Here is a 14,471-nt window from a genome sequence, read left to right as displayed (position 1 = left end):
GCGCCTCGCCAACAACGCGGGGCGCCAAGCCTATACCAGACGTATCAAAGCACTCACGGCTGGAAGCGGTAACCCATCCCTGGTTCGGTGATGAAGTGTTGCGGATTACCCGCCTCCAGTTCGAGCTTGCGCCGAAGCTGCGCCATGTAAACCCGGAGATAGTTGGCTTCCTTGGCATAGGCCGGCCCCCATACCTCGGTGAGGAGCTGTTGCTGGGTGATGAGTTTTCCGGGGTTCCGGACAAGAACGTCCAGAATGCTCCACTCGGTGGGAGTTAATCGAACGTCATCACCACCGCGGTTGGCCTTTCTCCCTGCCAGATCGAGCGTGAATGAGGACGTCGCAACTACGGGAGATTCATCGGAAGGTTCCACCGTCCGTCGTAGGATCGCCCGGAGCCGCGCCAGTAGTTCCTCCAGGCCAAACGGCTTGGTGATGTAGTCGTCCGCTCCGGCATCCAGTGCCTCAACTTTATCGGTGGACCCGTGCCGTGCGGACAGGACCAGGATGGGCACGTCGCTCCATTCGCGGATCCTGGTGATGACGTGAATCCCCTCGATGTCGGGTAGTCCGAGGTCAAGGACGACGACGGCGACCGGGTACTGTGCCGCTGATAGTAAGGCGGCTTCACCGTCTGCGGCGGTCGTTACGTCATAGCCGTGGGCCTTCAGGGTGATCTGCAGGGCTTTGAGGATGTGCGGATCGTCATCCACCACCAAAATGTTGCTCATCAGAGGACCCGCCTGATGTCAGCAGGTGGGACATGGGGGTGGTGAAGCAGCACAGATTGCGCCTGCCCTGAAGCCCGTTCCATGGGCGCTCCGGTGGACAGCGGCATCCGGATGACCATGGTCAGGCCTCCGCCCGGTGTTGCCTCGGCCGTCAGGGTTCCTCCCATGGCTTCCGCGAAGCCCTTTGCGACCGCCAGGCCCAATCCGACGCCGGTGCTCGCGGGTACGTCATCCAGGCGCTGGAAGGGCTGGAACATGCGCACGACGCCGTCGGCGGGAACGCCTTGGCCGTGGTCGATGATCCGCAGCTCTCCCGAGGGGCGGCCGCCCAAGGACGTGGTGCTCAGCCCGCCGCCCGAAGCAACGATCACGATGTCCGAGCCCGGCGCATACTTGACGGCATTCTCCGCGACGTTGGCGATCACGCGTTCCAGCATGCCGGCGTCAGCGTCGATGGCGGGCAGGTTCGACGGCAGGTCCACGCGGATACTGCCGGAAGGTACTCCACGTAACGCGGGCGGGATGACCTCATGCCAACGGACGGGTTTGATCAGGGCGTTGACCGAGTCTGAGGTGATCCTGGACATGTCCAGGAGGTTTCCCACCAGGACATCGAGCCGATCCGAACACTCGTCGATTGTCGTCAGCAGGTCCTGCTGTTCCTCGGGCGTGTAGGCCACGTCTTGTTGTTTAAGTCCACCGACCGCCAGTTTGATGCCGGCCAGGGGTGTGCGGAGATCGTGGGAAACGGCGCGAAGGATGGACGTTCGCATGATGTTGCTTTCGGCCAGCCGCATGACTTCGCGGCGGCTGGCCGCAAGCTGCCTGCGCTCCAGCTGGGCTGCAAGATGCGTGCCGAAGGCTCCAAGAAGGCGTCGGTCGCTCGCTGGAAGAGTCCTGCCATACAGAATCAGACGGGTCCGATCATCGATCCGCTCCGTGGTGCCGCCGGCAAGCTGACCATTGCTTTCAGGAGTCGCTGAGTCTATCTCACCGGCTTTGGCCAGCAGTCGCCGGGCCCTTTCGGGCTCGGATCCGTCGTCGGCCGTGAACAATGCCGCCCCCCGCATTTGGAAGACTTCCAAGGCCTGTGCCAGCAGTCCTTGGACGGTATCCTCCGCATCCGTTGCTCCGCGCGTCAAATCAGCCATGGTTGCAGCTTCTGCACTGGCGCGCCTGGCCTCCTTTGATCGCCTTGCCGAGATGTCGACGACGGCGGCCACCGCGGCCGAGACGCCGACGAAGACAAGGAGCGCCAGCAGGTTCTGGGGATCGCTGATGGTCAGGTTTCCAACAGGTGGCGTGGAGAAGTAGTTCACCAAAAGGCTGCTCCAGACTGCCCCCAGGAGCGCAGGCCAGAGTCCACCGACCAAGGCAACAGCGACCGAACCGGTGAGCTGGACGAGAACCGCCGTCGCGATGTTGTGGGACGGACTCGCCGCCAGAATGAGCTGCAACAATGCCGGCAGGACAACCGCAAGTCCAAACCCTACTGCCGCCCGGGTCTTCCCGAGTTCACCACGGTAGGGTCGGTCCACACCCTGGCCGCCCAGCGGATGGGAGACCATGTGAACGTCGATGTCTCCTGATTCCCGGACAACCCTGTTACCGACGCCGCTGCCCATCAACCGCCCGGCCAGGGAACGGTGGCGGGAAACGCCCACCACGATCTGTGTCGCGTTAACGCTGCGTGCGAAGTCCAGGAGCGCCTGGGCCGGGTCCTCCCCCGCCACCGTGTGGTAGCTGCCGCCGAGGTCCCGGATCAGGTGTCGCTGCGATTCGAGTTCCTGTGGTGACTCAGCGGCAACACCATCGGCTGCGCGGACGTGGACGGCCAGGAGGTCGCCGCCGTTGACCCGTTTGAGTATTCGGGCGGCCCTGCGGATCAGGACTTCGCCTTCGGGGCCACCGGTCAGCCCGATAACGATGCGTTCCCGGGCTGGCCAGCTGGCATCGATGTTGTTCTCTGCCCTGTACTTAGCCAGTCCTTCATCCACGCGGTCGGCAAGCCAGAGCAAGGCGAGCTCCCGCAATGCCGTCAGATTTCCGAGCCGGAAGTAGTTCGACAGGGCTGCATCCACTTTGTCGGCAGCATAGATCTTCCCGTCCCCTAAACGTTGGCGGAGCAGTTCCGGGGAGATGTCCACCAGATGGATCTGGTCGGCACGGCGCACGACGTCGTCGGGAACGGTCTCTGCTTGGCGGACTTCCGTGATCGCCAGGACAACGTCCCCCAGTGAGGCCAGATGTTGGACGTTCACGGTGGACAGCACGTTGATGCCTGCCTCGAGGAGTTCCTCGATATCCTCCCAGCGTTTTTTATTGCCACTGCCCGGGACGTTGGAGTGGGCGTACTCATCGACGACGGCGGTGTGCGGCCGCCGCGCCAAGACGGCGTCGAGATCCATTTCCTCAAAGGCCGTCCCCCGGTACTGGATGGTCCGTGATGGGATTGATTCCAGGCCCTGGGTCAACGCCCGGGTATCGCTGCGGCCGTGATCCATGGCGAAGGCCACCACAACGTCCTCGCCGCGACCAAGCAGCCGGTGGGCCTCTTCGAGCATGGCGTAGGTCTTGCCAACACCCGGGGCAGCCCCCAGGAAGATTCTCAGTGTCGCCCGTGCCATAGCCTCATTCTTTCACCCCGAAGGCCCTCCGCTCCGACGGTCAGGTGCCTCACCGCGCGGCCTCCGCAACCGCCAGGTTCAGTTCGGCGACATTCACCGAGGGCTGACCGAGGAAAGCCTCCAGTCCATGGCTCGTGTGCTTGGTCACGAGGCCCTGAAGCGCGTCCGGGGTGAGCTCTTGCGCTTTGGCAACTCTTGGGATCTGGAGGGTGGCGTACTCGACAGAGATGTCCGGATCCAGTCCTGAGCCGCTGGCCGTCACGGCATCTGCAGGCACGGCGGACTCGCTGACGCCTTCCAGCTCCGCAACAGCGGCACGGTTGGCGGTGACGGCGTCGAGCAATTTTGTGTCGTTGGGACCCAGGTTACTGGCCGACGACGTCGCCGGGTCCCAGCCGACCGCCGAAGGCCGTGCATGGAACCAGGCCGGGTCCTGTGTACCTGCCTCGTCTGCGGAGGCCTGCGCGATCAGCGCTGATGCCGCCGGATTTCCGGCGTCGTCTTTCACGATGGACCCGTTGGCTTGGAACGGGGCAACAGCCTGTCCCACACCGAAGACTGCCAGCGGATAGGCAAGCCCCAGGATGAGGGTGGAGAGCAGCAGGAACCGCAGGGCGGTGCCTGCTTGACGGAGATAACCGAGCAGCATGTTCATGGTGGTCCTAGCCGATGCCGGGGATGAGGGAAATGAGCAGGTCAATCAATTTGATGCCGATGAACGGCGCCACGAGCCCGCCGAGGCCGTAGAGGAGCAAGTTCCTGCCAAGCGCCTGGTTTGCTGAGACCGCCCGGTATTTCACGCCGCGCAGTGCCAGAGGCACCAGAACGATGATGATGAGGGCGTTGAAGATCACAGCTGACAGGATGGCCGAGGCCGGGGTGGCCAGGCCCATGAGGTTCAGCAGTCCCAGGCCCGGGAAAGCTGCGGTGAAGAGCGCGGGGACAATGGCGAAGTACTTTGCAACGTCATTAGCTACGGAGAACGTAGTCAACGCACCCCGGGTGATGAGAAGTTGTTTTCCGATGCCCACGATGTTGATCAGCTTGGTGGGATCGGAATCCAGATCCACCATGTTCGCCGCTTCCTTGGCAGCCGGTGTCCCTGAGTTCATCGCCACGCCCACGTCGGCGGCGGCAAGGGCCGGTGCGTCGTTGGTGCCGTCGCCGGTCATGGCAACCAGGCGGCCTTCGCCCTGTTCGCGGCGGATGACGTCCAGTTTGTCTTCGGGGGTGGCTTCAGCGACAAAGTCGTCGACTCCGGCCTCCGCGGCAATCGCTTTGGCCGTGACAGGGTTGTCGCCGGTGATCATCACCGTTCGGATGCCCATCCGCCGGAGCTCGGCGAATCTGGCGTGCATGCCGGGCTTGACCACGTCGGCCAGGTGCACTGTTCCCAAAACCCGGGTTCCGCCGTCGTGCGTGCTTTCGGCGACCAGCAGCGGTGTGCCACCCTCCGCCGAAATTTCCTGCACCCGTCGCTGAACCTCGGCGGGCATGCGCCCGCCGGCCTCCATGACATAGCGTTCGACGGCGGACGCGGCACCTTTTCGGATCCGGCGTCCGTCAACGTCCAAGCCGCTCATGCGGGTGCTGGCCGTGAATTCAACGATGGCAACCTCCTTCGACGCATTCCGGATCTCCTCCATATCCGGACCGTTCCTGCCTTTGTCGTTGGCAAGGTCCACAATGGAGCGCCCTTCAGGGGTTTCATCGGCCAAACTGGACAGGCGAGCGGCCTCGATGAGATCGGAGTGCTCCACGTCATTGGCCGGGAAGAAATTGACTGCGCGCCGGTTGCCGTAGGTGATGGTGCCGGTCTTATCCAGCAGCAACGTGGTGATATCGCCCGCCGTTTCCACCGCGCGCCCTGACGTTGCCAGGACATTATGCTGGACCAGCCGGTCCATGCCCGCGATGCCGATAGCCGGAACCAATGCGCCAATGGTGGTAGGAATCAAGCACACCAACAGGGCTACCAGCACGATGGGTGACGGCGTGGCCCCGGCCAAGGATGCGAACGGCGCCAGAGTCATGGTGACCACCAGGAAGACGATGGTGAGCGATACCAGCAGCACGTGCAGGGCGATTTCGTTGGGCGTCTTTTGACGGACTGCTCCCTCAACGAGTTTGATCATCCGGTCAATGAACGTCGCTCCAGGCTCGGCAGTAATGCGGACCAGGATGCGGTCTGAGAGAACCTTGGTGCCACCGGTGACGGACGAACGGTCACCACCGGATTCACGGATCACCGGCGCTGATTCGCCCGTGATGGTGGACTCGTCAACGCTGGCAAGGCCCTCGATGATCTCGCCATCGGACGGGATGACGTCGCCGGCTTCACAGATGACCACATCGTTCAACTTAAGGTCCGTTCCAGGAACCTCCTTGAGGATCCCATCCTCCAAACGGAGCCGCGCGAGAACCCCTTGGCGGCTGGCCCGAAGACTGAGGGCCTGGGCCTTCCCGCGGCCTTCGGCGATGGCCTCCGACAGCGTGCCGAACAGCGCGGTGAGCCAGAGCCAAACAGTCACGGCTATGCCAAACACGTCTGGTTTGACCGTACAGATCACCGTGCAAATGGCGGCGCCTACCAGCACCACGAACATCACTGGCGAATGGATCATTTGCCGAGGGGAAAGTTTTTTCACGGCCACGGGAAGGGCCGCCCGGATAGTAGCTGCGTTCAGCTTCGCCGGCGCTTTGGTGTGGTGTTTATGTTCTCCCGGAGTGCCAAGGGGGTTGCCGTCGGCGTACGTCAGCGCGGCGTCATCCGTTGCCGATGCCGTGGTGGACGGAGTCATTTGATGAGTCCTTCTGCGAGGGGGCCCAAAGCCAGGGCCGGGAAGTAGCTAAGTGCGGTCATGATCACGGTCACGCTGAACAGCAGCAAGCCGAAGAGCCAGCCATGGGTGGGCACGGTTCCGGAAGAGGCCGGGATTTTTCGTTGCCTGGCCAGCGAACCGGCCAGCGCCAGCACGAGCGCAATGGGCAGCAAGCGGCCGAGGAGCATGGCGATCCCGAGCATCACCGAAAGGTATGGACCGGAGCTGGTGATGCCGCCAAAAGCAGAACCGTTGTTGTTGGCTCCGGAGGTAAAGGCGTAGAGCACCTCGCTGAACTGGTGCGGACCGGATGCGGGGGCGTTGGACATGACGCCCGGCAACAGCACCGTGACGCCTGCCATGACCAACACCAACGCAGGTGTCACCAGAATGTAGAGGGCTGTGAGCTTCATCTCCCGTGGACCGATCTTCTTGCCCAGGAATTCAGGCGTGCGGCCCACCATAAGGCCCGCAATGAAGACGGCGATGATGGCCAGGACCAGCATTCCGTACAGTCCGGACCCGGTTCCTCCGGGGGCCACCTCGCCGAGCATCATGTTCAGCATGGCGACACCACCCGCCAGTGGGGGCAACGAGTCGTGGGCAACGTTGACCGCTCCGGTGGACGTAAGGGTGGTGGAAGCTGCGAAGATCGAGCCGGCAGCCGGTCCCAGACGCTGTTCGAAACCTTCGCCCAGACCTCCGGCAGCCGCCGTCGCGGTTCCTTGGGCCGAAGCAACAGCCCACCCCATCAATGCTGTGGACGTCAGCCAAAGCCCAGCCATGACGCCCGCAACGGTGTAGCCCTGACGCTGGTCCCCCACCATCCGCCCGTACATGTTCGGGAGCGCCGAAGGGATCAGCAGGATCAGGAAGACCTGGAACATACTTGTGAAAATGCTCGGATTCTCAAACGGATGCGCGGAGTTTGCATTGAAGTAGCCGCCACCGTTGGTGCCCAGAACCTTTATTGCTTCCTGGGAAGCGACCGGTCCACCCGGAATCACCTGGGTGACCCCACTGGCCGTATTGGTGACCTCCGTGGACCAGAAGTTCTGGACGACGCCGCCGATCACCAATGCGATGGCCCCCACGGTTGCCAAGGGAAGAAGGACACGGAAGGAGGCCCTTGCGAGGTCAACCCAGAAGTTGCCAAGACGCTCTGTCTTGGTTCGCATAATGCCGCGGATCAGGGCGACCACCACCACAATCCCTACGGCGGCCGAAAGGAAGTTCTGGACGGCCAGCAGGCACATCTGGACGAAAATGCCCACAGTGGCCTCCGGCACGTACGTTTGCCAGTTGGTATTCGTGACGAACGAGATGGCTGTGTTCATTGCAATCCACGGATCCACGCCCGGAAGGTCATTGCTGCCGGGAAGAACGCCTTGGAGTCGCTGCAACAGGAAAATCATTAAAATGGAGACCGCCGAGAACACCAGAACGCTGCGCAGATACACAGACCAGCTCTGTTCAGTTCCGGCATCGACCCCGGCCAAGCGATGGAACAACCTCTCAGGCCGCGACGATTCAGTGCCCGAGAAAACCCGTTCCAGATACACGCCCAAGGGCTTGTGCAACAGCACGAGAACGAGCACCAGGACGACTAACTGGGTGATGAAGGAAGCAGCGCTGAAGACCACCGGCCATCACCACTTTTCCGGGTGAAGCAACACTGTCAGCAAATAGCCCACAGCGGCGAGGCCGGCCAGGAACAGTCCGATCCACATGATCGCATCCAGCGTCATTGCCCGCTCACCGGACCATCGCCGTCGACCATTTTGCCCAAGAGGTGGGCAACCCACATCACGATTCCCATGCACGCCATAAGAATCACCACAACAGCCACGTCGGCCACTGGAACGTCCTTTCATCAGCGCCCCGTTCGCGGGGCTGATGTCAGTCAATCCCTTGAAACGGGACGAAAAGACGATCCTTACGGTTCCTTAATGCCGGCGGGGTGGTTCTTGATGAATCCTTAACGCCAAGACGGGCCGGCTCAAGGTTCAGCCGACGTGGACCCAAGGCCGCCGCGTGACATCCGGTTCGGCTTGCCGCAAGACTTCACGTGTTACCGGGGCGATTTCACCTTCGCCCAGGAAAAGGAAACGCACTAGATTGAGCACGGGATTGCCCTCCGTCCAGCGGAAATAGATATGCGGCATCAACCCTGTTACGTCCCGGATATGCAGAAGTACTGAGGCGATGGTGTTCGGAACAGCCGGTGCGTGAACTTCCAGGACCCGGTAACCGTGCCGGACAACCCCCTTCACTTCCAATGCGGTTTCGAAATCCGAGGAGTCATCCACCACCACTTCCAGGAACAGCGCCGGGAAGTCCGCAGGCAGGTGGCTGACAGCAACGGCAGAGTCGAACTTATCCCGGTATGCCTTCGCGGTTTGCCTCAAAGGTTCATGCGAGATGATGCCAATGGGTCCGTCCTCGATGGCTGTGATGAACTCGATGGCCTTTTGGTCAAAGCGGACATGAGTGGCGTGCAGTTCGAACGAGCGCAGCACCCTGGACAACAGCGAGATCAAGATGATGCCCAGAATGAAAAAACCGGCGATCCTGATACCCTCTGGCCTCTCAATAATGTTTGCCACTGTTGTGTAGATGAAGACCACGGCAATGACTCCGAAGCCCCAGGTGCGTTTGGGTTGCTGTCGTCTGCGGGCCGATAGGGTCACTGCAACGGCGGCAGAGGTCATGAGCACCAGGACACCGGTGGCATACGCTCCGCCTTGGGCGTCCACATCGGCATCGAAGAGGTAGGTGACCAGAAAAGCGATGGCCGCGAAGACCAACACCAGGGGGCGCACGGCTTTAGCCCACTCCGGTGCCATGCCAAACCGTGGAAGGTACCGTGGAACGAGGTTCAAGAGCCCCGCCATGGCCGAAGCGCCGGCGAACCAGAGAATGGCAATCGTGCTGACGTCGTACAAGGTGCCAAAACCGGCACCCAGATGCTCGTGGGCCAGAAACGCCAAGGCACGCCCGTTGGCCTCTCCGCCTGGTTGGAATTCACTTTCAGGGATGAGCACCACTGTGGTGAAACTGCTGGTGATCAGGAACGAACTCATGATCACCGCCGCTGTTGTCAACAGCCGGCGGGTCCCCTTGATGCGCCCTTCAGGGTACGCTTCCGCATCCGAAACGTGGCCCCTTACCTGGGGCATTACGGCCACTCCGGTTTCAAATCCCGACAAGCCCAGAGCGAGCTTGGGGAACACCAGCAAGGCGATTCCGACGGCCATGAACGGATTCCCATGTGACGTTGTCAGCGCTGTCCACCAATCCCCCACAGCAGACGGGTGCGTGAAAACCTCCACGAGTGTTGTTGCCACCACCACAACATTCAGTGCCAGATACAGGGCAACCAGCACCACTGCCACGCCAATGGCCTCCTTGAACCCGCGCAAAAAGACGGCGGCAAGCAAAGCAAGCAAAATCAGTGTGATGGCCACATGCTGCCCGTGGAACCATCCGGGCACGAAAGGATTCTCAATCAGGTGTGCCGTCGCGTCGGCTGCAGAGAGTGTCATGGTGATCATGAAATCGGTTGCCGCGAAACCGAGCAGGACCAGGACCAATAACTTTCCGCCCCATCTTGGCAGCAAACGCTCGAGCATGGCGATCGAACCCTCGCCCCTGTGGCTTTCTCCCGCAACACGGCGATACACAGGTAGCGCCCCCAACAGCGTTACAGCAACGAGGACCAGCGTAGCCAAAGGGGAGATCACCCCTGCCGCCAATGCCGCGATGGCCGGTTGATAGCCAAGAGTGGAGAAATAGTCGACCCCGGTCAGGCACATGACCTGCCACCAGGAATGCGTCTTTTCCCGCGTCGAACGCACACCGCCGGGCCCCTGATGGGAACCTCTGGAGTCCTGGAGGCCGAACAACAGCCACGATCTGAATCGCTCCGGAACCCTTGGACCAAGGGCGGACGGATCCGCTGGGGGCCTGCTCATAGTGGTCATAACTGCCTCCCGTGGGATGCGTACCCTGACTCCTACGGCGAACCTAGCACCAAGTACCCATCGCTTCTGCTTGAGCGCTTATATCTTGATGAAATCCTTGCACCCCAGCCCAGATCCTCAGCAAAGGTACCCAACAGGGGCGCCCGCGAGTCCCGCTTCTCACCCAATTCCTGCTGGGTTTGGAACATTTGGGGTACATCTCCTTGCTTGGGTTTCAGCCTCTACTGCCATAGCCGACGTGGTGGGGATCCGGTGCCCGGAAAACCCAGCCGGGCTACTTGCTGGCCAGGCCTCCTGATGGGGGTACTGACCAGGACTCCCACAAGATCTACCGCCGGTGTTCACTGGAAACGAGGGATATTTTGCGAACAACCGGCCATTATCAGGACTCATCAGAGAGAGAAGGACCATCGTGACTGATCAACCCAAGCAACTAGGCGGAGGCCGCAAATGTTAGGAGAGTTCGCTCCGAAGCTCGCCGAACTGACCGACGACGTGCTCTTCGAAGACATCTGGAACCGCCCCGAACTGAGCGCCCGCGACCGAAGCCTCATTACAGTAGCCGTCTTGACAGCTGGTGGGAATACAGACCAGCTGGGTTTCCACCTCGGCCGCGCCATCGACAACGGCGTGACCCAGGAAGAGCTGATTGAAGCGATCACCCATGTCACGTTCTACGCTGGCTGGCCCCAGGGCATGTCCGCAATGGGCGTCGCCAAGGAACTTTTCACGGATACCAAGTAGGGAAACCCATGAATATTGAACCCACGATTCCAACCACCAAAAATCCGCCTGCGCAGTTCTCGGGCGACGTCTGGCTCGATCCAATCGCACTCCCCCACGAGCCCGACCAAACCATGGTCGTTGCCACCGTCCGCTTCGCTCCGGGTGCCAGGACAGCGTGGCACTCGCATCAGCACGGTCAGTACCTGCGCGTAACCCAAGGGGTGGGTCGCTTCGGTACCCGTGACGGCAACATCATCGAAGTCCACGCTGGTCAGACGATCTACACCCCACCCGGGGAGGAACACTGGCACGCCGCCGCCCCGGGCTGCTTCATGGAACATCTTGCCATGCTTCAAAACGGCGAAGACCCCTCAAAAACCACCCTTTGGGGCGAGCACATCACTGACGACGAGTACAACGGCCGTTCATCGAATGCTGAGGACACCGCAACAAGTACCGGTGGTGCCGGATAAGTATTACGTAGTACCGGGATGTGCAGGCAGCTCGCCCACTTTGATCCTTTCGCTGCGCATCGTTGCAGCCCATGTGGCGAGGAAGTTGAGGGCGTCGTGTCCGAGGCGCCGGGCACGCCCCGCGGTCAATGGATCTATGGAAAACAAAACCGAAAGATGCACGCCGGGTCCTATTTGAGTAGCCAGCCGATCGGTCTCCCATAGGTAATTGCTGGCCAGGACAGCAGCTAACCGGAAGCATCTTCGCCGTCGTGGTCCTTCACGGACGTCGCAATGCGCCGCGCCGCGAGACCTGTCAACGCTGCCACAGTTAGTGCCATCGGCAGCCCCGCACCGATGCCAATCCAAGGGAGCGTCCCGGGACTGCTTGCGTCAAAACCGGAGAGTGTGCTGGGGAGCATACCGATTGACCAAGCCACAGCCGCCCCGGCAGCAGTAGCGGCCACCCACAAGGATCGAGGAACGACCAAAGGGCCAAAGCCTATTGACTGCCCGAGGCCGAGCAGGGCCCCCTCGCAGGCACCCGCGGCGATCATCACGGGGTAGACCGCCCAGGCCGGAGCAGCTGCCAAGGCCATCATCCCGCCAATCGCGGCCGGGACCATGAATCCGATCGCTTCACCTGCTGTGACCGCAAGCACCCAACGACCCAGAAATGTCCTGCTCATATGTGTGTGCCTCCGACACGCTGGTCCCACACCCAATATTCGACGCTCACGGGCCATTAGCAAGGCCAGTACCGAACAAAGTACCCGTGAAGACATCCATTCGTAGTGGTCCAAGGCCTAGTGTGAGGCATGACCGACCGCCCAGAGACCTGGCACGACCGACACAAAGCCTCCCTTACCAAAGGCCAACGGGCCGCAGACATCATGCGGAACGGAATGGGAAGCTGGCCCTTCGTAGGCAGCTTCATCCTCTTCATGATGATCTGGGCCGCCATCAACACCTGGGCGCTCCTGGCCAACGCCTGGGACCCCTACCCCTACATCCTGCTGAACCTCCTGCTCTCCATGCTCGCCGGCCTGCAAGGAGCCATCCTCCTCATCGCCGCCAAACGGCAAGACGCCATTGCCGCCGTAATGGCGCAGCACGACTACGACACCAATACAAAGGCAAAAGAAGAAATCGAACTCCTGATCACCATCAACCGGGAGCAACTCGCAATACTGCAAGAACTGAAAAAGATCAGCACTTCCTAAGAAGCGTAGACTCGGAGTATGTCGGGACGTCGTGACTGGACATCCGGTTCCCCGAAGAATGAGCCCATCTCGTCTGCCCCTTCCAAACTTCTTGGGAGTCCATCGGGTCAAACCGATGCTGAAGCGGCTGAGAATTGGGACAACGAGGGCGGCCATGACCGAACTGCGCAGGCGGAACGGCCACCAGCCAGCGCCTTCCATTCGGTTGACCCGGACCCGGGTCCCTGAACCAGCCACAGCCGTTCCACGTTCCCGCGGGTCCGACAGTGCATCCTCAAAGAACGTTGGCAGACTGCCATGACCACCATCCACGAACTCCCGGTACGCTCCGAAGCAGCACTGACGCTCAGCGGCGTCCTCGCCTCCGCATTGCCCCATGACCTGGGCACATCCCAGGGCCCCTCGCGCTATACCGTCCCGGCCGTCTTCTCCCGCCGACCCCAGCCGCGGGAGATCGACCTGATGCACGGACCCGACACCAGCCACCGACTCGCCGAAGCCGGCTACGGTGACGTTGGCATCCGCGTCTCGGACCGCCGCCTCCTGATCAGCAACACCAACCTCGCCGAACTCAAGACCGGTTTGGCCCACCTCGTTGGTCCGATCCTGAGTGAGGTTTCTGCGCAGGCGCTGCAGGAACGCTCCGACCGTGCGGAAGAACTGGATGCTCTCGGACTAATCGAAGAACGACGTCAGGAAGCCCTCCGCCAAGCCGCAGCCGAAATCCACTTCGACTGAGACACCTACCGGAGGCCATGGCGGCGATGTCGTCGTCGAGATTTGCAGCGGACGTTCTGTGGAAGGAGTGTGGCGTTGTCCACACTCCGTGCCTTGTCCGGCTCCAGAAACCTCATGTGCCGTACCGGTGCCAAGACTAGCCTGGAAGTGATTCACACGGACTGGCGGTGAGTGGCCGCACGGGACGACGGGGAGGATATGAGGTGAGTAGTGACAGACGCGTCAGCACCACACTTTGATCGGGTGGTCCTGATCTTCAATCCGGACAAACCCGGAATGGGAGCGCAGATCGACGCTATTGAACAGGAACTGCTAGCCGCGCTGCCCGACATGAAAGTCCAGGCACAGCCAACCGCTTTCGCGGGGCACGCCCGCGAGCTTGCCCGCTCAGCGGCCAGTAAGGGATCTCCGCTCATCATTTCCGTCAGTGGCGACGGCGGATACAACGAGGTCGTCAACGGCGTCATGGACGTTCCATCTACGCGCGCAGTGTGGACCGTTCTTCCCGCCGGCAACGCCAACGACCACTTCAGGAGCATGCCGGTACGGCAGCTGAGGGAAGCTGTCCGCAATGGTTCGGTCCGCCCTATGGATCTGCTCCGCATCACCCTGGGTGGAGAAAGCGCGGATCGAATCCAGTACGCCCACTCCTATATAGGTTTCGGGCTAACCCCATTGATGGCAATCGGAATTGAGAAGGGCGGCAAAGGCAAAATACTTGAACTACTCTCGGTGACCAGAACACTGTCCAGTCTGGAGCCGTTTGAGCTTGAGCGGTCGGACGGCGCAACTGCCGAGTTCGACAGTTTTGTCCTGGCTAACATCTCCCGAATGGCGAAGTACGGAACAGTAAGCGAGAACAACAATCCCAACGACGGTCAATTCGAAGTTGTGACATTACCGCACACCGGGCGCTGGCGGATGGCCTTGATGACGCTGCGCGCGGTGACTTTGGGCCTCGGACGTCAGCCCAGCGTCAACAGTTATTCCTTCATATCGCGGAACGCCATTCCCTGTCAGATTGATGGGAAAGTAGTTCACATTCCGGCAAACACCCAGGTCTTGGTGGAAAGCGCCAAACATGCCCTCACCATCATCTGAGGCGGCCACGTTCGGAAGGCACCTTGATCAGCTTCCCGCTGGCCAGGTCCATGGCTCCTCCGTCGCGG

The 14,471-nt window shown here is 61.3% G+C and carries 13 protein-coding genes; 5 read left to right on the top strand and 8 right to left on the bottom strand.

Annotated features, from left to right (window positions below):
- Positions 1-53: 53 nt before the first annotated feature.
- The 7 genes from BLQ01_RS09600 to BLQ01_RS09575 all read right to left on the bottom strand — a co-directional run bounded on the left by BLQ01_RS09600 (position 54) and on the right by BLQ01_RS09575 (position 10,163).
- Entirely contained in the window at positions 54-731 is a 678-nt protein-coding gene (locus BLQ01_RS09600; RefSeq protein ID WP_091551418.1) for a response regulator, read from the bottom strand.
- Positions 731-3,358 (bottom strand): DUF4118 domain-containing protein, encoded by a 2,628-nt coding sequence (locus BLQ01_RS09595; RefSeq protein WP_091551416.1) that lies wholly within the window; start codon positions 3,356-3,358, stop codon positions 731-733. The genes BLQ01_RS09600 and BLQ01_RS09595 overlap by 1 nt, the downstream gene beginning before the upstream one ends.
- A gap of 49 nt (positions 3,359-3,407) precedes the next feature.
- Positions 3,408-4,013, bottom strand: coding sequence for a K(+)-transporting ATPase subunit C (gene kdpC / locus BLQ01_RS09590; RefSeq protein ID WP_091551415.1), 606 nt, complete (start codon positions 4,011-4,013; stop codon positions 3,408-3,410).
- Between the two features lie 7 nt (positions 4,014-4,020).
- Positions 4,021-6,159: a potassium-transporting ATPase subunit KdpB gene (gene kdpB, locus BLQ01_RS09585; protein ID WP_091551413.1), complete on the bottom strand. Its 2,139-nt coding sequence runs from the start codon at positions 6,157-6,159 to the stop codon at positions 4,021-4,023.
- Positions 6,156-7,823, bottom strand: coding sequence for a potassium-transporting ATPase subunit KdpA (gene kdpA / locus BLQ01_RS09580; protein ID WP_091551412.1), 1,668 nt, complete (start codon positions 7,821-7,823; stop codon positions 6,156-6,158). Before kdpA ends, kdpB begins: the two co-directional genes overlap by 4 nt.
- Before the next feature lie 6 nt (positions 7,824-7,829).
- Positions 7,830-7,928, bottom strand: a complete 99-nt coding sequence (locus tag BLQ01_RS22110) for a potassium-transporting ATPase subunit F (protein WP_139183472.1) — start codon at positions 7,926-7,928, stop codon at positions 7,830-7,832.
- A 258-nt stretch (positions 7,929-8,186) separates the two neighbouring features.
- Complete coding sequence (locus BLQ01_RS09575) at positions 8,187-10,163, bottom strand: APC family permease (RefSeq protein ID WP_091551410.1); 1,977 nt, start codon at positions 10,161-10,163, stop codon at positions 8,187-8,189.
- Between the two features lie 450 nt (positions 10,164-10,613).
- Between BLQ01_RS09575 and BLQ01_RS09570 the strand changes: the two genes are divergently transcribed.
- Together BLQ01_RS09570 and BLQ01_RS09565 are read left to right on the top strand one after the other, a co-directional pair.
- A complete protein-coding gene (locus BLQ01_RS09570) occupies positions 10,614-10,907 on the top strand; it encodes a carboxymuconolactone decarboxylase family protein (protein ID WP_175493402.1) in 294 nt (97 codons plus the stop codon).
- An 8-nt stretch (positions 10,908-10,915) separates the two neighbouring features.
- Entirely contained in the window at positions 10,916-11,362 is a 447-nt protein-coding gene (locus BLQ01_RS09565; protein WP_091551409.1) for a (R)-mandelonitrile lyase, read from the top strand.
- Between the two features lie 227 nt (positions 11,363-11,589).
- Here the strand turns inward: BLQ01_RS09565 and BLQ01_RS09560 are convergent, their stop codons facing one another.
- A complete protein-coding gene (locus BLQ01_RS09560) occupies positions 11,590-12,030 on the bottom strand; it encodes a hypothetical protein (protein WP_091551407.1) in 441 nt (146 codons plus the stop codon).
- Between the two features lie 129 nt (positions 12,031-12,159).
- On the opposite strand from BLQ01_RS09560, the gene BLQ01_RS09555 reads away from it, so the two are divergent.
- The 3 genes from BLQ01_RS09555 to BLQ01_RS09545 all read left to right on the top strand — a co-directional run bounded on the left by BLQ01_RS09555 (position 12,160) and on the right by BLQ01_RS09545 (position 14,403).
- Positions 12,160-12,564, top strand: a complete 405-nt coding sequence (locus BLQ01_RS09555) for a DUF1003 domain-containing protein (RefSeq protein ID WP_091551406.1) — start codon at positions 12,160-12,162, stop codon at positions 12,562-12,564.
- 297 nt (positions 12,565-12,861) lie between these two features.
- Entirely contained in the window at positions 12,862-13,302 is a 441-nt protein-coding gene (locus BLQ01_RS09550; protein ID WP_091551404.1) for a hypothetical protein, read from the top strand.
- 210 nt (positions 13,303-13,512) lie between these two features.
- Positions 13,513-14,403 (top strand): diacylglycerol/lipid kinase family protein, encoded by an 891-nt coding sequence (locus tag BLQ01_RS09545; RefSeq protein WP_091551403.1) that lies wholly within the window; start codon positions 13,513-13,515, stop codon positions 14,401-14,403.
- Positions 14,404-14,471: the final 68 nt, after the last annotated feature.

This window comes from Arthrobacter sp. UNCCL28, from assembly GCF_900102805.1.
Lineage (GTDB): Bacteria > Actinomycetota > Actinomycetes > Actinomycetales > Micrococcaceae > Arthrobacter > Arthrobacter nicotinovorans_A.
This window is presented reverse-complemented; position numbering and strand designations above follow the sequence as displayed.